This window comes from Pseudomonas sp. 05N432 (genome assembly GCF_056396945.1).
Map to the genome: position 1 here is coordinate 159,446 of NZ_JBFTMM010000006.1, position 18,032 is coordinate 177,477.

At 58.5% G+C, this 18,032-nt stretch carries 19 protein-coding genes; 16 read left to right on the top strand and 3 right to left on the bottom strand.

Annotated elements, in window-relative coordinates:
* The first annotated feature begins 56 nt into the window (after positions 1 to 56).
* The 3 genes from AC1DHT_RS08760 to araH all read left to right on the top strand — a co-directional run bounded on the left by AC1DHT_RS08760 (position 57) and on the right by araH (position 3,653).
* Positions 57 to 1,067 carry a substrate-binding domain-containing protein gene (locus AC1DHT_RS08760; protein ID WP_427540451.1) on the top strand — a complete coding sequence of 337 codons (1,011 nt, stop codon included), beginning with the start codon at positions 57 to 59 and terminating at the stop codon, positions 1,065 to 1,067.
* 63 nt (positions 1,068 to 1,130) lie between these two features.
* A complete protein-coding gene (araG, locus tag AC1DHT_RS08765; RefSeq protein WP_427540448.1) occupies positions 1,131 to 2,675 on the top strand; it encodes an L-arabinose ABC transporter ATP-binding protein AraG in 1,545 nt (514 codons plus the stop codon).
* A 9-nt stretch (positions 2,676 to 2,684) separates the two neighbouring features.
* Entirely contained in the window at positions 2,685 to 3,653 is a 969-nt protein-coding gene (gene araH / locus AC1DHT_RS08770) for an L-arabinose ABC transporter permease AraH (protein ID WP_123583067.1), read from the top strand.
* A gap of 78 nt (positions 3,654 to 3,731) precedes the next feature.
* Here the strand turns inward: araH and AC1DHT_RS08775 are convergent, their stop codons facing one another.
* Positions 3,732 to 4,880, bottom strand: coding sequence for an aldose epimerase family protein (locus AC1DHT_RS08775; protein WP_427540442.1), 1,149 nt, complete (start codon positions 4,878 to 4,880; stop codon positions 3,732 to 3,734).
* A 209-nt stretch (positions 4,881 to 5,089) separates the two neighbouring features.
* Between AC1DHT_RS08775 and AC1DHT_RS08780 the strand changes: the two genes are divergently transcribed.
* On the top strand, positions 5,090 to 5,872 hold the full coding sequence (locus AC1DHT_RS08780; protein ID WP_427540439.1) for an SDR family NAD(P)-dependent oxidoreductase: 783 nt from the start codon (positions 5,090 to 5,092) through the stop codon (positions 5,870 to 5,872).
* A gap of 156 nt (positions 5,873 to 6,028) precedes the next feature.
* Here the strand turns inward: AC1DHT_RS08780 and AC1DHT_RS08785 are convergent, their stop codons facing one another.
* Positions 6,029 to 7,081 (bottom strand): NAD(P)-dependent alcohol dehydrogenase, encoded by a 1,053-nt coding sequence (locus AC1DHT_RS08785; protein WP_427540436.1) that lies wholly within the window; start codon positions 7,079 to 7,081, stop codon positions 6,029 to 6,031.
* On the opposite strand from AC1DHT_RS08785, the gene AC1DHT_RS08790 reads away from it, so the two are divergent.
* Together AC1DHT_RS08790 and AC1DHT_RS08795 are read left to right on the top strand one after the other, a co-directional pair.
* Positions 7,080 to 7,250 carry a hypothetical protein gene (locus AC1DHT_RS08790; RefSeq protein ID WP_427540433.1) on the top strand — a complete coding sequence of 57 codons (171 nt, stop codon included), beginning with the start codon at positions 7,080 to 7,082 and terminating at the stop codon, positions 7,248 to 7,250. The two genes, AC1DHT_RS08785 and AC1DHT_RS08790, sit on opposite strands and share 2 nt — an antisense overlap.
* 10 nt (positions 7,251 to 7,260) lie before the next feature.
* Complete coding sequence (locus AC1DHT_RS08795) at positions 7,261 to 8,151, top strand: AraC family transcriptional regulator (RefSeq protein ID WP_427540430.1); 891 nt, start codon at positions 7,261 to 7,263, stop codon at positions 8,149 to 8,151.
* Between the two features lie 122 nt (positions 8,152 to 8,273).
* Here the strand turns inward: AC1DHT_RS08795 and AC1DHT_RS08800 are convergent, their stop codons facing one another.
* Positions 8,274 to 9,938, bottom strand: coding sequence for an electron transfer flavoprotein-ubiquinone oxidoreductase (locus tag AC1DHT_RS08800; protein WP_103317628.1), 1,665 nt, complete (start codon positions 9,936 to 9,938; stop codon positions 8,274 to 8,276).
* 547 nt (positions 9,939 to 10,485) lie between these two features.
* On the opposite strand from AC1DHT_RS08800, the gene AC1DHT_RS08805 reads away from it, so the two are divergent.
* From AC1DHT_RS08805 to AC1DHT_RS08850, 10 genes are all read left to right on the top strand, one after another.
* Positions 10,486 to 11,235: an electron transfer flavoprotein subunit beta/FixA family protein gene (locus tag AC1DHT_RS08805; RefSeq protein WP_427528408.1), complete on the top strand. Its 750-nt coding sequence runs from the start codon at positions 10,486 to 10,488 to the stop codon at positions 11,233 to 11,235.
* Between the two features lie 2 nt (positions 11,236 to 11,237).
* The gene (locus AC1DHT_RS08810; RefSeq protein WP_442114708.1) at positions 11,238 to 12,167 is read left to right on the top strand and encodes an electron transfer flavoprotein subunit alpha/FixB family protein; all 930 of its coding nucleotides are present in this window, start codon (positions 11,238 to 11,240) and stop codon (positions 12,165 to 12,167) included.
* 81 nt (positions 12,168 to 12,248) lie between these two features.
* A complete protein-coding gene (locus tag AC1DHT_RS08815) occupies positions 12,249 to 13,073 on the top strand; it encodes a substrate-binding periplasmic protein (RefSeq protein ID WP_427540424.1) in 825 nt (274 codons plus the stop codon).
* A 9-nt stretch (positions 13,074 to 13,082) separates the two neighbouring features.
* Entirely contained in the window at positions 13,083 to 13,439 is a 357-nt protein-coding gene (locus AC1DHT_RS08820; protein ID WP_427540421.1) for a DUF4398 domain-containing protein, read from the top strand.
* Positions 13,436 to 14,248 carry an OmpA family protein gene (locus tag AC1DHT_RS08825; RefSeq protein ID WP_427540418.1) on the top strand — a complete coding sequence of 271 codons (813 nt, stop codon included), beginning with the start codon at positions 13,436 to 13,438 and terminating at the stop codon, positions 14,246 to 14,248. Before AC1DHT_RS08820 ends, AC1DHT_RS08825 begins: the two co-directional genes overlap by 4 nt.
* A 200-nt stretch (positions 14,249 to 14,448) precedes the next feature.
* A complete protein-coding gene (locus tag AC1DHT_RS08830; protein ID WP_019689381.1) occupies positions 14,449 to 15,888 on the top strand; it encodes an aminotransferase-like domain-containing protein in 1,440 nt (479 codons plus the stop codon).
* A 91-nt stretch (positions 15,889 to 15,979) separates the two neighbouring features.
* The gene (locus AC1DHT_RS08835) at positions 15,980 to 16,483 is read left to right on the top strand and encodes a translation initiation factor 2 (RefSeq protein WP_427540415.1); all 504 of its coding nucleotides are present in this window, start codon (positions 15,980 to 15,982) and stop codon (positions 16,481 to 16,483) included.
* A gap of 166 nt (positions 16,484 to 16,649) precedes the next feature.
* Positions 16,650 to 16,904: a YkgJ family cysteine cluster protein gene (locus AC1DHT_RS08840; RefSeq protein ID WP_427540412.1), complete on the top strand. Its 255-nt coding sequence runs from the start codon at positions 16,650 to 16,652 to the stop codon at positions 16,902 to 16,904.
* A gap of 41 nt (positions 16,905 to 16,945) precedes the next feature.
* Positions 16,946 to 17,551, top strand: coding sequence for an START domain-containing protein (locus AC1DHT_RS08845; RefSeq protein WP_427540409.1), 606 nt, complete (start codon positions 16,946 to 16,948; stop codon positions 17,549 to 17,551).
* Positions 17,552 to 17,688: 137 nt separating this feature from the next.
* Positions 17,689 to 17,925: a hypothetical protein gene (locus AC1DHT_RS08850; RefSeq protein WP_054593316.1), complete on the top strand. Its 237-nt coding sequence runs from the start codon at positions 17,689 to 17,691 to the stop codon at positions 17,923 to 17,925.
* Positions 17,926 to 18,032: the final 107 nt, after the last annotated feature.

The window sequence follows — 18,032 nt, forward strand, 5'->3', positions numbered from 1 at the left end:
CATCAGGCTGCACTGGTTCACAGCTCGTACTCACAAAAACAACAAGGAGTCACCTTATGAATCGTCGTCATCGTGTAATCCGTTCCCTGTGCAGTATCGCCCTGGCGGCATCGGCCGTCAGCATGAGCAGCCTGTTGCTGGCCGCCGCCGAGCCCGCGAAGATCGGGTTTCTGGTCAAGCAAGCGGAGGAGCCCTGGTTCCAGACCGAATGGGCTTTCGCTGAAAAGGCCGGTAAGGACAAGGGCTTTACCGTGATCAAGATCGCCGTGCCGGATGGCGAGAAAACCCTCTCGGCCATCGACAGCCTCGCCGCCAACGGCGCCAAGGGCTTCGTGATTTGCGCGCCGGATGTGTCCCTGGGCCCTGCGATCGTGGCCAGGGCCAAGGCCAATGATTTGAAAGTAATTGCGGTGGATGACCGCTTCGTCGATGCCAGCGGCAAGTTCATGGAGGACGTGCCCTACCTCGGCATGGCCGCCTTCGAAGTGGGTCAGCAGCAAGGTGCCGCCATGGCTGGCGAAGCGAAGAAGCGCGGTTGGGACTGGAAAGACACCTACGCGGTGATCACTACCTACAACGAACTCGACACCGGCAAGAAACGTATCGATGGGTCAGTCAAATCCCTTGAAGACGCCGGCCTGCCGAAAGACCACATCCTGTTTGCGCCGCTCAAGACCCTCGACGTGCCGGGCAGCATGGACGCCACCAACTCGGCACTGGTGAAGCTGCCGGGTGCGGCGAAAAACCTGATCGTCGGCGGCATGAACGACAACAGCGTACTGGGCGCCGTGCGCGCCACCGAAAGCGCCGGTTTTGCCGCCGCCAATGTCATTGGTATCGGTATCAATGGCACCGATGCCATCGGCGAATTGAAGAAGCCCAACAGTGGCTTCTTCGGCTCGATGCTGCCCAGTCCGCACCTTGAGGGTTACAACACCGCGAGCATGATGTTCGAGTGGGTCACCACCGGCAAGGAACCCGCGAAATACACCGCGATGGACAAGGTGACACTGATCACACGCGACAACTTCAAGCAGGAACTGGAAAAGATCGGTCTGTGGAACTGAGGTCGGTTGCTTTCCTCGGCGGCCTTGGCGACAAGGCTGAGTGATCGGTGTGATGAGGTGGTTATGCATGCGCAATTGAACAAACAACAGCACAGTGCCAGCGGCAGTCTGTGCTTCAACGGCATTGGCAAAACCTTTCCCGGGGTCAAGGCGCTGGACGCTATCAGCTTTACTGCCCACCCGGGGCGGGTGCATGCCCTGATGGGCGAAAACGGCGCAGGCAAGTCGACCTTGCTCAAAGTCCTCGGCGGCGCCTACAGCCCCAGCAGCGGAAGCCTGCAGATCGGCGAGCAGACGATGGTCTTCAAGTGCGCCGCCGACAGCATTGCCTGCGGAGTGGCTGTCATCCACCAGGAGTTGCACCTGGTGCCGGAAATGACCGTGGCGGAAAATCTGTTTCTCGGGCATTTGCCGACCCGTTTCGGTGTGATCAACCGCCGTGCGTTGCGCGAGCAGGCACTGGCCTGTCTCAAGGGCCTGGCCGATGAAATCGATCCGCTGGAAAAGCTCGGCCGTCTGTCCCTGGGGCAACGGCAGTTGGTGGAGATCGCCAAGGCGTTGTCCCGTGGCGCCCATGTGATTGCCTTCGACGAACCCACCAGCAGCCTGTCGGCCCGGGAAATCGAGCGCTTGATGGCAATCATCGGACGCCTGCGGGATGAGGGCAAAGTGGTGCTGTACGTTTCCCATCGCATGGAGGAAGTGTACCGTATCTGCGATGCAGTGACCGTGTTCAAGGACGGTCGTTACGTGCGCACGTTCGAGGACATGAGCGAGCTGACCCACGATCAGTTGGTCACCTGCATGGTCGGTCGCGACATTCAGGACATCTACGACTACCGCCCTCGTCAACGGGGCGAGGTGGCGCTCAAGGTCGATGGTCTGTTGGGGCCTGGCTTGCGCTCTGCGGTGAGTTTCGAGGCGTATAAAGGCGAGATTCTGGGCCTGTTCGGGCTGGTCGGTGCCGGGCGCACCGAGCTGCTGCGCTTGCTTGGCGGGCTTGAGCGCAGTACGGCCGGAAGCCTGCGGCTGTGCGGTGAGGAACTGAAACTGCGCTCGCCGCGCGATGCCATTGCCGCCGGGGTCCTGCTGTGTCCCGAGGACCGCAAGAAGGAGGGCATCGTGCCGCTTGCGAGCGTTGCCGAGAACATCAACATCAGCGCACGCGGCGCTCATTCCCGGTTTGGCTGGCTGTTGCACGACGGTTGGGAGAAGAGCAACGCCGAGAAGCAGATCAAGGCGTTGAAAGTGAAAACGCCCCATGCGGCGCAGAAAATCATGTACCTGTCGGGGGGCAATCAGCAGAAGGCCATTCTGGGGCGCTGGCTGTCGATGCCGATGAAGGTGCTGCTGCTCGACGAGCCGACGCGCGGTATCGATATCGGCGCGAAAGCCGAGATTTACCAGATTATCCATAACCTGGCCGCCAGCGGGATTGCGGTGATCGTCGTGTCCAGCGACCTGATGGAGGTGATGGGCGTCTCCGACCGCGTCCTGGTGCTTTGCGAAGGCGTGATGCGCGGCGAGAAAAGCCGCGAACAGGCCAATGAATCCAACTTGCTGCAACTGGCCTTGCCGCGCCAACGCGCTGACGGCCAGGTGAACTGAGAGGTGACTATGACAACCCAAAACAACGCGTTGCCGACGACGCACAAACCCCTGGATGTGCGCGCCCTGCTCGATAATTGGGCGATGCTGTTGGCGGCGCTGGGGATCTTTGTGCTCTGCACCCTGCTCATCGACAACTTCCTCTCGCCCCTGAACATGCGCGGTCTGGGGCTGGCGATTTCCACCACGGGCATCGCCGCGTGCACCATGTTGTATTGCCTGGCGTCCGGGCATTTCGACTTGTCGGTGGGCTCGGTGATTGCCTGTGCCGGGGTCGTTGCCGCGGTGGTGATGCGCGACACCGACAGCGTGTTGCTCGGTATCGGCGCGGCACTGCTGCTGGGGCTGCTTGTCGGGCTGATCAACGGGATCGTGATTGCCAAGCTGCGGATCAACGCGCTGATCACCACGTTAGCGACCATGCAAATCGTGCGTGGCCTGGCCTATATCTTTGCCAACGGCAAGGCCGTCGGCGTGTCCCAGGATCAGTTCTTCATCTATGGCAATGGCCAGTTGTTCGGCGTGCCGGTGCCAATCCTGATCACCATCGGCTGTTTCCTGTTTTTTGGTTGGCTGCTCAATTACACCACCTACGGGCGCAACACCATGGCCATTGGCGGCAACCAGGAAGCGGCGCTGCTGGCCGGGGTCAACGTCGACCGGACCAAGATCATCATCTTCGCCGTGCACGGGGTTATCGGTGCCTTGGCCGGGGTGATCCTGGCTTCGCGCATGACCTCCGGCCAGCCGATGATCGGCCAGGGTTTTGAATTGACGGTGATTTCCGCCTGTGTGCTGGGTGGGGTGTCGTTGAGCGGCGGGATCGGCATGATCCGGCACGTGATTGCCGGGGTGCTGATTCTGGCGATCATCGAGAATGCGATGAACCTGAAAAACATCGACACGTTTTACCAGTACGTGATTCGGGGTTCCATCCTGCTGTTGGCCGTGGTGATCGACCGCATGAAGCAACGCTGATCGTGGTTGTTCAACGTAGGAGCTATCGAGCCTCAGCGAGGCTCGATAGCTCCTGCAAGGCGAGGTTCCAGGTCAGGTTCAGTCGGCCGAGAACTTCAGGACGGTGTTCTGGGCATACGTCTGGCCTGGATCCAGCCGTGTGCTAGGGAAGCCCGGCTGGTTCGGCGAGTCGGGGTAGTGCTGGGTCTCCAGAGTGAATGCGCTCCAGTGTCCGTAGGCCTTGCCAGCCTTGCCCTTGACCGAGCCGTCGAGGAAGTTGCTGGTGTAGAACTGCACCCCGGGTTCGCTGGTGTAGAGCTGCAAGCGGCGGCCGGATTGCGGGTCGCGCACATCGGCGGCGAGTTGGCTGACATCACCCTTGGCATCCAGGACCCAGTTGAAGTCAAAACCGCCTTGTTTCGGCTCGGCGAATTTGAGTTGCGGATGATCGTCCTTGATGCGCTGGCCGATGGCGGTCGGTTGCCGAAAGTCCATCGGTGTGCCGGCTACCGGGGCCAGTTCACCGGTTGGAATCAAGGTGCCGTTGACCGGTGTGTAATGGCTGGCGTGCAAGGTGGCGAGCTGTTTGAGCACGTCACCGTTACCGGCCCCGGCGAGATTGAAGTAACTGTGGTTGGTGAGGTTCAGCACTGTGGGTTTGTCGGTGGAGGCCTTGTACTCGATGCGCAGCTCGTTATGGTCGTTGAGGCTGTAGGTGACCTCGACCTTCAGATTGCCGGGAAAGCCCATCTCACCGTCTGGCGACAGGTAGCTCAAGGTCACGCCGACCGAGTCCTTGCTGTTGACCGGTTGTGCTTTCCAGACGCGCTTGTCGAAACCCAGCGCACCACCGTGCAGCGAGTTGGGGCCATCGTTGAGCGGCATCTGGTAACGCTTGCCGTCCAGTTCGAAGGCGCCCTGGGCCAGGCGATTGCCGTAGCGTCCGATGGTCGCGCCGAAGAATGCCTTGCCGCTCTGATAACCCTGGACATCGTCAAAGCCCAGTACCACGTCTTCGAACTTGCCGTTCTTGTCCGGCACTTTCAACGATTGCAAGACGCCGCCGTAGGTAATGACCGTGGCTTGCATGCCATGGCTGTTGCGCAACACATATTGCTCGATGGCGGTTCCATCACGGGTCTTGCCAAAAGCCTTGTGTTCGCTGGACAGGCCACCGGCCTGGACGCCGAGGCTGGCCATCATCAGGGAAAGGCCGAGGCCGGAAAGCAGGTGTCGGGATTGCGGCATGGTTGAACGTCCTTTTGTTGTTTTTAGTTTAATAGTTCTACTAATAAGCGATATCTTGTCGAAATAGCAGTAAATTTATAGTCTGAAACGCTGGTTTTGCAATATAAAGTAAGACTAATTTGAAGGCTGGGAAAATACTTCATGAGTGCCCGAGCGCACCTGGAGTCCCGCTGCTTGAATCGAAGTGCCTACTGTGGAGTAACCGTCATATGACTAATGAAACAGGCGCCGGCGTGCCGGCCGTGTACACCGACCTCAAAGATAAAACCGTATTGATTTCCGGCGGTGCTTCGGGGATCGGTGAGGCCATGGTTTGCGCTTTTGCCCGGCAGGGAGCAAAGGTTGCGTTCGTGGACATGGCCAAAAGCCAAGGTGAGCGGTTGGCGGCCCAATTATTGGCTGAGGGCCATAGGGTCGAGTTCGCTCACTGTGATATCACTGACGAGAGCGTCTATAAGGAGGCGATTGGACGCTTTGCGCAGACCCTGGGGCCTGTGACTGTCCTGGTGAACAATGCCGCCAATGATGTCAGGCACACCTTGGATGAAGTTGACTCGGAGACGTTCGACAAGCTGATTTCCGTCAATTTGAAGCATGCTTTTTTTGCCGCCCGGGCGGTGGTCCCCATGATGAAGGCCGCCGGGGAAGGCGCGATCATCAATCTGGGTTCCATTGGCTGGATGATGGCCTCCAGTGGATACCCGGTCTACGCGGCCAGTAAAGCGGCAACCCACGGCATGACCAGGGCGTTGGCACGGGAGTTGGGGCCATGGCGCATCAGGGTCAACACCCTGGTTCCAGGATGGGTGATGACAGAAAAGCAGCTCGCGCTCTGGGTTGACGATGCTGCCAGGGAGTTGATTAGCCGCAGCCAATGCCTGCCGGGTAGCGTGGAACCTTTCCATATAGCAAACATGGCACTTTTCCTGGCCTCCGAGGCGTCTTCCATGTGTACGGCGCAAAACTTCATCGTCGATGGTGGTTGGGTCTAGGTGTTTGGGGGCAGCCTCAAAAAAACGGCTGTATCGAAGGCAATGAACGAAAGTCCCCTAGCTCCGCCGATAGCCGAGCTGATTCCCCTGGTCAAAGGAGTCACGGCTCGGCTATCGGCGGAGCTAGGGACCAGAGGCTAAGCCACTGGAGTCTGTTCAGGCTTTCAAGGTCGCCATGTCGATGACGAAGCGGTACTTCACGTCACCGGCGATCATGCGGCTGTAAGCCTCGTTGATCTGGCGGATGTCGAGCATTTCGATGTCGCAGGTGATGTTGTGCTCGGCGCAGAAATCCAGCACTTCCTGGGTTTCTGCGATACCGCCGATCAACGAACCGGCCAGCACCCGACGACCCAGCACCAGTTTGGCGGCGTGGATGGGCGGGTCGATCGGCTCGATCAGACCGACCAGGATGTGCACGCCGTCGAAGCGCAGCGTATCGAGGTAGGGGTTGAGATCGTGCTGCACCGGAATGGTGTCGAGCAAAAAGTCGAACTGTCCTGCAGCAGCCTTCATCTGCTCGGCATCGGTGGAGACGATCACGTGGTCCGCGCCCTGGCGGCGACCTTCTTCGGCCTTGCTCGCCGAGCGGGTGAACAGCGTTACTTCAGCGCCCATGGCTTTGGCAAACTTGATGCCCATGTGACCGAGGCCGCCCATGCCGAGAATCCCGATTTTGTCACCGGCTTTCACGCCGTAGTGTTTGAGCGGCGAGTAGGTGGTGATGCCTGCGCAGAGAATCGGTGCAGCGCTGGCCGGGTCGAGTGTCTCGGGGATACGTACGACGAAGTGCTCGCTGACCACGATGCTGTCGGAGTAACCGCCCATGGTGTTACTGCCGTCGACCCGGTCCGGCGTCGCGTAGGTCATGGTCGGACCTTCGAGGCAATATTGTTCGAGGTCGGCGTGACAGGCTTCGCAGTGGCGGCACGAGTCGACCATGCAGCCGACGCCAACCAGATCACCGATCTTGTGGGCGGTGACATTGGCGCCGATGGCGGTGACTTTGCCGACAATTTCGTGGCCGGGCATCAGTGGGTAAACGGCGATGCCCCATTCGTTACGGGCCTGGTGGATGTCGGAGTGGCAGACGCCGCAGTAGAGAATCTCGATCGCTACGTCGTCGGCACGCGGGCTGCGACGTTCGAAGGTCATCGGGGCGAGGGGAGTGGTGGCCGACTGGGCGGCGTAACCGATGGCGGTGTACATGGTGAACCTCGTAAAAGCAGTGACGGGGAGGTGGGGGATTTTCCGCGCCGTCCGCTTCACCGGCCATGACGATTCCTCCGCGTCTTATGCCTATTCCTCCGGCATCCTTGGTGGAACGGTCGCATTGGCGCTCAGACCTGCGATGATGCTTTCATCCCTTTTTTCGTGAAGTTTTTGCCATGCTGTTGACCCGTCATCTCGATGCCAATGCCGCGCTGGTTGGGCTGATTCAGCCGTTGGCGACCCGTGATGGTTTCGTGCCGACACGCTTGCCCGGCGTGCACGTACTCAGAGCCAGTTGCGATGTGGCGCGTGGTCCGCAGATCTATGAGCCGAGCCTGATGATCATTGCCCAGGGCAGCAAAGTCGCTTACCTGGGAGCGCGTACGCTGGAATACGGTGCCGGGCATTACCTGATTCAGGCGCTGCCGGTGCCGTTCGAATGCGAAACGTTTGCCATGGCTGATGCGCCATTGCTCGGGGTTTCGATTGCCATCGACCGCGCGCTTTTGGGCGAACTGGTGTTGGCCATGGGGTTGGTGCATGGGCGCAATACGCCTGCGCAAACACCCGAATCCATGACCTCGGCGGTACTCGATGACGGCATGCGTGGCTGTGTCGAGCGCTTGTTGCACTGCCTGCACGATCCGCTGGAGTGTCAGGTCATGGGGCAGGCTCGGTTGCGTGAATTGTTGTTCGTGGCGTTACGCGGTCCGCAGGCTGATGTTCTGCGGGCGTTGGTCGAGCAGCAGGGGCAATTTGCCCGGGTTGCGGCTTCCTTGAGTCATTTGCATGCGCACTTCACCGAGCCGCTGAACGTCGAGACGCTGGCCAGTTGCGCGAACATGAGTACGTCGACCTTTCACGAGCATTTCAAGCGCAGCACCTTGTTGTCGCCGGTGCAGTATTTGAAGCGCTTGCGATTGCTCAAGGCGCAGCAGTTGTTGCTGTCGGAAGGGCTGGGAGTGGCGCAGGTTGCGCATCGGGTGGGTTATCAGAGCACGTCGCAATTCAGTCGCGAGTACAAGCGCTACTTCGAGCGTAATCCGGGAGATGAGCGGGTGGCTTAGATTTCAGGCGCCGCGAGGTCTCCGTAGCAGCAGGCTTCGCCAGCTGCTACGGAGGGGGGTGTCGTTTTCTCCAGGCAACAAAAAGGCCCCCGTTCGGGAGCCTTGATGTTCAAGTCTACGACTTACATGTTCGGGTAAGTCGGGCCGCCAGAACCTTCCGGCGTTACCCAGGTGATGTTCTGCGCAGGGTCCTTGATGTCACAGGTCTTGCAGTGCACACAGTTCTGGGCATTGATCTGGAAGCGCTTCTCGCCGTCTTCCTTGGTGATCACTTCATATACGCCAGCCGGGCAGTAGCGTTGAGCAGGCTCATCGTACAGTGGCAGGTTCTTGCTGATCGGGATGCTCGCGTCGGCCAGCTTCAGGTGGCAAGGCTGTTCTTCTTCGTGGTTGGTACCGGAGATGAACACCGAGCTGAGTTTGTCGAAGCTGAGTTTGCCGTCCGGTTTCGGGTAGTCGATCTTCTTGCTGTCGGCCGCCAGCTTGAGGCAGGCATAGTCCGGCTTGGTGTCGTGCAAGGTGAACGGCAGTTTGCCGCCGAAGATGTTCTGGTCGAGCCAGTTGAAACCACCGCCGACGATAGCGCCGTACTTGTGGATCGCCGGGCCGAAGTTGCGGCTGGCGAACAGTTCTTCGTAGAGCCAGCTGGCTTTGAACGATTCAACGTAGCTGTTCAGTTCATCAGCGCCTTCGGAACCTGCAAACAAGGCATCCGCCACGGCGTCAGCGGCGAGCATGCCGGACTTCATCGCGGTGTGGCTGCCTTTGATCTTGGCGAAGTTCAGGGTGCCGAGGTCGCAACCGATCAGCGCGCCGCCCTTGAAAACCATCTTCGGCAGCGAGTTCAGGCCACCTTTGCAGATAGCGCGGGCGCCGTAGCTGATGCGCTTGCCGCCTTCCAGGTACTGCTTGAGCACCGGGTGATGCTTGAGGCGCTGGAACTCGTCGAACGGCGACAGGTAAGTGTTGCTATAGGACAGGTCAACGATCAGGCCGACTACAACCTGGTTGTTTTCCAGGTGATAGAGGAACGAGCCACCGGTGTTTTCGGTGCCCATGATGTCCAGCGGCCAACCGGCGGTGTGCACCACCAGACCTGGCTGATGCTTGGCCGGATCGATTTCCCAGATTTCTTTCAGGCCGATGCCGTAGTGCTGGGCGTCGGCATCAGTGTCCAGGTTGAAGCGCTTGATCAATTGCTTGCCGATGTGGCCACGGCAGCCTTCGGCGAACAGCGTGTACTTGCCACGCAGTTCCATGCCTGGGGTGTACAGGCCTTCTTTTGGATTACCTTCACGGTCAACGCCGAGGTCGCCGGTGATGATCCCGCGAACCACGCCGTTTTCGTCGAACAGCGCTTCCTGAGCGGCGAAGCCTGGGTAGATCTCTACGCCCAGGTTCTCGGCCTGCTGGGCCAGCCAGCGGCACAGGTTGCCCAGGGAGATGATGTAGTTGCCTTCGTTGTGCATGGTCTTGGGCACAAAGAGGTCTGGAATCTTGATCGCGCCATCGGCGTTCTTCAGAACGAAGATGTCATCGCGAGTGACCGGAGTGTTCAGCGGTGCGCCGAGTTCTTTCCAGTCCGGGAACAGTTCGTTCAGCGCCCGAGGTTCGAACACCGCGCCAGACAGAATGTGAGCGCCGACTTCGGAGCCTTTTTCGACCACGCAGACGCTAATTTCCTTACCGGCTTCGGCGGCCTTCTGCTTCAATCGGCAGGCGGCGGAAAGACCAGCGGGGCCGGCACCGACGATGACCACGTCGAATTCCATGTATTCGCGTTCCACAGGTTATCTCCTACTCAAGGCTCAACAGTTTTTTTTCTAATTGGAGGTTTGGTGTCGCATCCATGAATCCCTGCACAACGCTGGGAGAGGACAATCGATGAGCCACCTTTCTCTCTAGGCGGCGCATTATATCTACACCACTCTTAGCGTCCAATACAAACGTTTGTTTGAATTTGCTCCAGCCCAGAGAAATCAAAGAAGCGCGGCTTATGACTGGCCATTTTGGCGTATTGACCGGAATAGGTGTTCCGGTCAAGATACGGTCGGTTTTGCGCTCGCCGTAGGCTGACTGTTGGTTTCAAGAGCACCTCTAAAGACAGGGCGAAGGCGGTACAAGGTGACGCGCAGCGCAGGTTTGGCGCGAAGTTTACACGTCGCGACAAAGAATGACTCGTTAGTCACCACTGACGAACGGTCATTACGCTTCGTGAGCTGGGTCACCCAGTACAAATGCCGGCGTTTTTAGAGGTGCCCTTGTGCCCGATGAGCATCAACCGCCAGGTTCGCCTAGGCGACTTTCTTTTCACCGGAGAGTAACGAGGAATCCATGAAGGTTCTTGTAGCTGTCAAACGAGTGGTCGACTATAACGTCAAGGTTCGCGTCAAAGCGGACAACTCCGGCGTCGATCTCGCTAACGTCAAGATGTCGATGAACCCTTTCTGCGAAATCGCAGTGGAAGAAGCCGTACGCCTGAAAGAGAAAGGTGTTGCGACTGAAATCGTCGTCGTCTCCATCGGCCCGTCCACCGCTCAAGAGCAACTGCGCACCGCGCTGGCTCTGGGTGCAGACCGCGCCATCCTCGTCGAATCCGCTGAAGACCTGACTTCGCTGGCCGTTGCCAAGCTGCTCAAGGCTGTTGTCGACAAGGAACAGCCTTCGTTGGTGATCCTTGGCAAACAAGCCATCGACAGCGACAACAACCAGACTGGCCAGATGCTCGCTGCGCTGAGCGGTTACGGTCAGGGCACCTTCGCTTCGAAAGTCGAAGTTACTGGCGACAACGTTGCCGTGACCCGCGAAATCGACGGCGGTGCACAGACGGTTTCGCTGAAACTGCCGGCCATCGTCACCACCGACCTGCGTTTGAACGAGCCGCGCTACGCGTCCCTGCCAAACATCATGAAAGCCAAGAAGAAGCCGCTTGAAGTGCTGACTCCTGACGCTTTGGGCGTTTCCACCGCCTCTACCAACAAAACCCTGAAAGTCGAAGCGCCGGCTGCACGCAGCGCAGGCATCAAGGTCAAGTCGGTGGCTGAACTGGTCGAGAAACTGAAAAACGAAGCGAAGGTAATCTGATCATGACTATCTTGGTAATCGCCGAACACGACAACAAAGCAGTGGCCCCGGCCACGCTGAACACCGTGGCGGCTGCCGCCAAAATCGGTGGTGACATCCACGTGCTGGTTGCCGGTCAGGGCGTTGGCGCTGTAGCTGAAGCTGCCGCCAAAATCGCTGGCGTGGCCAAAGTGCTGGTCGCCGACAACGCTGCCTACGCACACCAACTGCCAGAAAACGTTGCTCCGCTGGTAGCGGAGTTGGGCAAGGGCTACAGCCATATCCTGGCTGCCGCCACCTCCAACGGTAAAAACATCCTGCCGCGCGTTGCCGCACAGCTGGACGTTGACCAGATCTCCGAGATCATCTCGGTTGAAAGCGCTGACACCTTCAAGCGCCCAATCTATGCCGGTAACGCCATTGCTACCGTTCAGTCCAACGCGTCGGTAAAAGTCATCACCGTGCGTGCTACCGGTTTCGACCCGGTTGCCGCTGAAGGTGGTTCGGCTGCCGTTGAAGCGGTTGCGGCTGCTCACGACGCTGGCACTTCCAGCTTCGTTGGCGAAGAACTGGCCAAGTCCGATCGTCCGGAACTGACCGCTGCCAAGATCGTCGTTTCCGGCGGTCGCGGCATGCAGAACGGCGACAACTTCAAGCACCTGTACGCCCTGGCCGACAAGCTGGGCGCTGCTGTTGGCGCTTCCCGCGCCGCGGTCGACGCAGGTTTCGTGCCGAACGACATGCAGGTCGGTCAGACCGGCAAGATCGTTGCACCACAGCTGTACATCGCCGTCGGTATCTCCGGCGCGATCCAGCACCTGGCTGGCATGAAAGACTCCAAAGTGATCGTTGCGATCAACAAGGACGAAGAAGCTCCGATCTTCCAGGTGGCCGATTACGGCCTGGTGGCGGACTTGTTCGAAGCCATCCCCGAGTTTGAGAAGCTGGTCTAATCCAGCGGCTTGACTTATAAAGAGCCCGGCCTTTTGGCCGGGTTTTTTATTGTCTGCGATTTGAGTGTGGGGAAATACGCCATGGATCTGCGTTGCTGGAGCGGCTTGTGGGTGCTGCTGAGCCTGTCGGCTTTGCCCTTGCAGTCAGTCGCTGCGGGCAAATGCGAGCGTCTGGTGGTGACCGGCAGCCCGGATGCACCACCGTATCTGTGGCAAGACCCGCAAGACCCGACACACTTGATCGGTACCAGCGCCGACTTGTTGCAGCGGATGGCGGGGGAGTTGGGGATCAAGGTCGAGTTGCTGTACGCCGGCAATCGATCCCAGGCACTGGATGAAGTGCGCAGCGGGCGTATCGACATGCTGGCCGACGCGCCTCTGATCGACAATCAACTCGAATCACTGGACTACATCCAGCCACCGTTGCTGGCAAACGACTATCTGGTCTGGACCCGCAAGGGCTCGGCGTGGGTCTACAACGAGGTGCAGGATTTGCGCGGGCATGTTGGCGCAGTCTCGGCAAAGGCTCGTTTGACACAACCGTTCGAGGCATACGCACAAGAGCAATTGACCTTGATGAGCCTGCCGAACCTGACACAGGCTTTTCAGAAATTGCTACTGGGTGAGGCGGACTATGTGCTCGCCGGACGTTATACCGGGATGGCCATGGCACAGACATTGGGCATGGCCAACGATGTGCAGGCGTATCCGCAGCCGATTGACCGGCCGGGGCTGTTCCTCGCCATTTCCCGCAACTCTGCCTGCAACGATCCATGGTTACGCGGACAGTTGTCGAAAAAGATGACAGAATTGCCCGCGTCCGGCCTGACGGAGGCCGTGCTGCAGCGCAATCTGGAGCGCTGGAAAGCACACTTGCAGCAACCCGTCAGCACTCCAAAACAGTAGGGATTTTTAGTGACTCTTCGACCTCTTTTCGCTGTCCTGGCCGTTATGGCTCTGGCGGGTTGTGCTGCCGATCCGGCGCCGAATGAACAATTGCGTTTGACCGAACGGGCCCTGGAGCAGGCTGCCGCTGTCGGGGCAACGACTGAAGACGTGCCAGAGCTGAAACTCGCTGAAGGCAAGTTCGCTCAGGCTAAGGCCGACATGACCACTCAAGCGTTCAAGGATGCGCGCATGCAGGCCGAACAGGCAGAGCTGGACGCGCGTCTGGCCGAGGCCAAGGTTCTGACAGTGAAAAGTCAGGAAAAGCTGAACGTGCTCAACACCCGCATCACTCGCCTGCGCAAGCAACTGGGAGATGCCCAATGAGCCTGAAAAACACCATTCTGGGCGGTTTGCTGCTGGTGGGTTGCGCGGGGCTTGTCGGCTGCGCAGGTCAACACAGCGCGGCGGCTTTGCAACAAGCCAGCGCTGACTTTCAGAAGGTCAAGGAAGATTCGAATGTGCTGCGCATCGCGCCCAAGGACGTGATTCGTGCGGGTGAGTCCCTTGCCCGGGCTGATCGCCTGTCGACCTACTGGGGCAGCGGCCCGGATGTTAAGCATTACGCTTACCTGAGTCAGCGTTACAGCGCAATTGCTCGCCAGCACACCGAGCAAGCGCTGAATGACGAACGTGGGGCCAAGCTTGAGCTGGAGCGTCAGCGCCTGCAGTTGGCGTTGCGCGAGAACAAACTGCTCAGCGTGCAACAACAGGGAAAATGGCTGGAAGAGCAAATCATCAACCTGGCGACGACCCAGACTGATCGCGGTCTGGTCATGACCCTGGGGGATGTACTGTTCGACACCGGTGAAGCCGAGCTGAAAAACTCGGCAAATCGCACCGTATTGAAAATTGTCCAGTTCCTGCAGCTCAACCCCAAACGTGTGGTGCGTATCGAAGGTTATGCCGACAGCACCGGCGGCAAGCAGGACAACCTCAAGCTGTCTCGTGATCGCGCCCAGTCGGTGGCGGACATGCTGATCGATCTGGGGATCGAAGATAAGCGCATTCAGGTCGAAGGCTACGGCGATGAATACCCGGTAGAGGCCAACGCTTCCGAGCGGGGGCGTGCGCAGAACCGTCGGGTCGAAATTGTGTTCTCCGACGAAAAAGGCCAGCTCGGCGCTGCCCGCTAAGGTCAGCGTTACTGGAAAACCCGGCCCCTCAGCGGTGCCGGGTTTTTTTATACCTGCGAAATGACCCGCAAAACAGTACAGTTTTTGCTGTCACTGCACTGTACGGTCGACTATTGTGGCAACTGTCCCAGTACACTTCTAAACTGTTCCGGTAATGTTTCACACAAGAATAAAATGCCCGTGAAATCGAGTGCTGCGTCATGACCAATCTCTTGCTCTATCAACGTATCGCTCAGCAATTGGCTGAGGATATCCGGCGTGGTGTCTATCAGCCCGGCGAGCGCGTGCCTTCAGTGCGCAAGATGAGCTCGCAGCTCAATGTCAGCCACGCGACAGTGCTACAGGCGTATGCCAACCTCGAAGACCAGGGGCTGATTCGCGCACGCCCGCAGTCGGGTTACTACGTCCACCAGACCCCGGCACTCACCGCGCCGACGCCGGATATTGCGCGTGTCGAACGCCCCGGCCTGGTCACGCGCAGCAGTATCATTCAGCAAGTGTTGGTCGAGTCGCGTCGCGAAGGGGTGTTCCCGCTGGGCGCGGCGGTGCCGAGTGTCGACTATCTGCCGGTGCGGGCACTGCACCAGCAATTGGCCAAGGTCACGCGGTTCCACAGCCCGCGGGCGTTCAGTTACATGTTCAGCCCGGGGTTTGAGCCGTTGCGTCGCCAGGTGGCGATCCGCATGCGAGATGCCGGTGTAGTGGTCGACCCATCGGAAGTGGTCATCACCCATGGTTGCGTCGATGCGCTGCAAATGTCGTTACGCGTCCTGACGCGTCCCGGCGATCTGATCGCGGCAGAGTCGCCGACCTACTACGGCTTGTTGCAGCTCGCCGATTTATTGGGTTTGAAAGTCATCGAGATCCCCAGTGACCCGGCGACGGGCATGAGCCTGGAAGCCTTGCAACTGGCTGCCAACCAATGGTCGATCAAGGCGTTGGTGTTGACCACGCGCCTGAGCAACCCGTTGGGCGGCACCATGCCGGAAGAACGGCAAAAACAGCTGCTGCGTCTGGCTTCGGACTTCGATATCCAGATTGTCGAAGACGATATTTACGGCGAATTGATGTTCGAGCAAGGCCGCACCAAATCGCTGAAAGCCTATGACCGACTGGATCGGGTCATCTATTGCTCAAGTTTCTCCAAGACCCTGTCACCCGGCGTGCGCATCGGCTGGATGATTGCCGGCAAGTACCAGCAGGAAATCCAGCGGCTGCAGACCTTCAGCACCCATTCGGCGTGCAGCGTGACGCAGATGGGGATTGCGGCCTATCTGGAGAACGGTGGCTACGATCGTCATTTGCGCTACATCCGCCAGGAGTATCGCAAGAACCTCAGCGCCTTCCAGTTGGCGGTGCAGCAGTACTTTCCTGAGGGTACGCAGATAACCCGGCCCACGGGCGGCTTCATTCTGTGGGTCAGCCTGCCGGGGCGGGTCAATACGCAGGAACTGCATGTACGTGCGTTGCAGCAGGGCATCAGCATCGCGCCGGGGCTGATTTTCAGTAACACCGAGCAATTCAATCACTGCATTCGCTTGAACTGCGGTACACCGTGGAATCGTGAAGCCGAGCGGGCGCTGATGACGCTCGGGATGCTGGCCACTCAACTTTGTCAGGAGACGGCAGGCGGTTTTTGACGCACACCGGGGGCTGGATTGTTATGCGAGCTTGTCAGGGACCTTACAACAAGCGAGCATATGGCCCTCTGCCGTTAGCGCTGTAGTGTTCATGAAAGCGATTTTCCCTGCTGGTTTGATGTTGGCGTGCCTCTTGAGTGTTTTCATTCCTGGCAGCGCGATGGCTGCGACCGCTCTGGATAAGGGGCGCGTCAGCACGTCTGAAGCAAAAGTGAAGCCCGTTGCACCGGCAAAGAACCCTGCTCCGGTCAAAAAAACCAAAGTGGTAAAGAAGCCGGCGCCAGCGAAAAAACGCCCACCGATTGCTTCAAAATCAAAATCCGCGAGTGAAGTGGTCAGAACCACGTACTTGCCACCGGCCACGCTGGATTTGAGCCTGCCATCGGACATGGTCAAGCAGTTGCAACCTGTTGGCACCGTTCCGCTAGTCAAACATGCTCCTTTACTGCCGCCCATGTTTGGTGAAAAAACCAGGGATGACAGCCCGTTCCAGCTTAACGGTCGCCTGCTCAGCAACGAAATGCAGTTGCAAATGCGCAAAGAAGAGCACCGGGAAGTCGAAGGTGCGGCGCTGGAATTTCAGTTCAAGCAGTAAAACCTGCATTGATCTGTGACCCGCGCACCTGACGCTTTGTCGGAGACTGGTCAGTCACGCGTGTTTGAGCGAAAAACCTCTATCCGGCCAATTTCAAACGGCTGTTTTAGCGGGTACCCTAGTCCACGTTATTCAACACATTACCCGTCGCGAGGAGCGTGTCGTCATGAACTGCCGTGAAGGCTGTGGCGCCTGTTGCATTGCCCCTTCCATCAGCACACCCATCCCCGGCATGCCAAATGGCAAAGCCGCGGGAGAACGTTGTGTGCAACTGTCTGTCGATAATCTGTGCAGTATTTTCGGCAAGCCTGAACGGCCAGCGGTCTGTGGTGCGTTTCAGGCGGATGTCGAGGTGTGCGGCGACAGCCGGGAAGAAGCCATCAAGTTGATCGGTTGGTGGGAGAAAATGACCGCGGCGTAGTGTGTTCAACGAACGGAACTTCAACAATAAGGAATAAGACTATGGGTTCGCTGCATCGTGTCGCTGTGTTGTGTGGTTTGACGGTTCTGCTGGCCACGACAGCCCAGGCTGAAGACTGGAAAACTGCCAAGGATGAGGACGGAATCAAGGTTTCCCTGAGTGAAGTCGCCGGGTCTCAGTACAAGGCCTATCGCGGTGTGACCGTAATGAAGACCTCCGTGGCCAAGTTGCGCGCGCTTCAGGAAGACGTGCCCGGCGCGTGTGCCTGGATTCATGAGTGCAAGGTGCAGAAGTTGCTCAAGCACGAAGGTGATCAAAGCTGGACCTACACTCAGTTCAGCACTCCATGGCCGGTGACCGCGCGTGATTCGGTATTGCACGTGACCACTGTCGAGGGCGCCGATGGCAGCCTGACGCGTAAGCTTGAAGGTGTGCCGACCTACCTGCCTGAAGAAAAAGGTTTTGTTCGTGTGACCCAGGTTCAAGGCTTCTGGAAGTTTGTTCCAAAAGGTACAGACCAGGTCGAAGTGACCTATCAGGTTCACACCGAGCCAGGTGGTAGCGTGCCGTCGTGGCTGGCCAACAAGTTTGTGGTCGATGCACCCTTCAATACCTTGAAAGCCCTGAAAGCACGCGCCGAGAAGTAATACCGTGCTTTTGGCAAAGAGGCTGCCAACCGGCGGCCTTTTTCATATCAAACCGATGGATTCAGGAGGAACGATTTTCCGGTATTCGGGGTCGAGATGTTGTAAGCCCATCTGTGGGTTTTACCAAGGAGGCACCGATGCAAAAGTGGGAAGTCACCTTCGTAGATGATCACGGCGTGCAGACCGTGGAGCAATTCGATTGCGAACAAAAACCCACGATGGAGCGGGCCGCGCAATTGATTCGCTCAAAACTCCTCCCTGTTCCGGCCGAGCTCGATCTCAATGATCTGGAGGGGCGAACCGAGGACCCGACGGTCAAAAGCCTGAAAGATCAGAACAGCATTGAAATTCTCAGTATCACGCCAATTGCATAACCACTTGATGCGACTCGCAAACAGGCCTTGGCAGCAACTCTGACTTGGGGCTACTCTGCAAACGAGATCAGCGAATGGATCGCTAAGGTCTGGTCTTGTCAGCTACA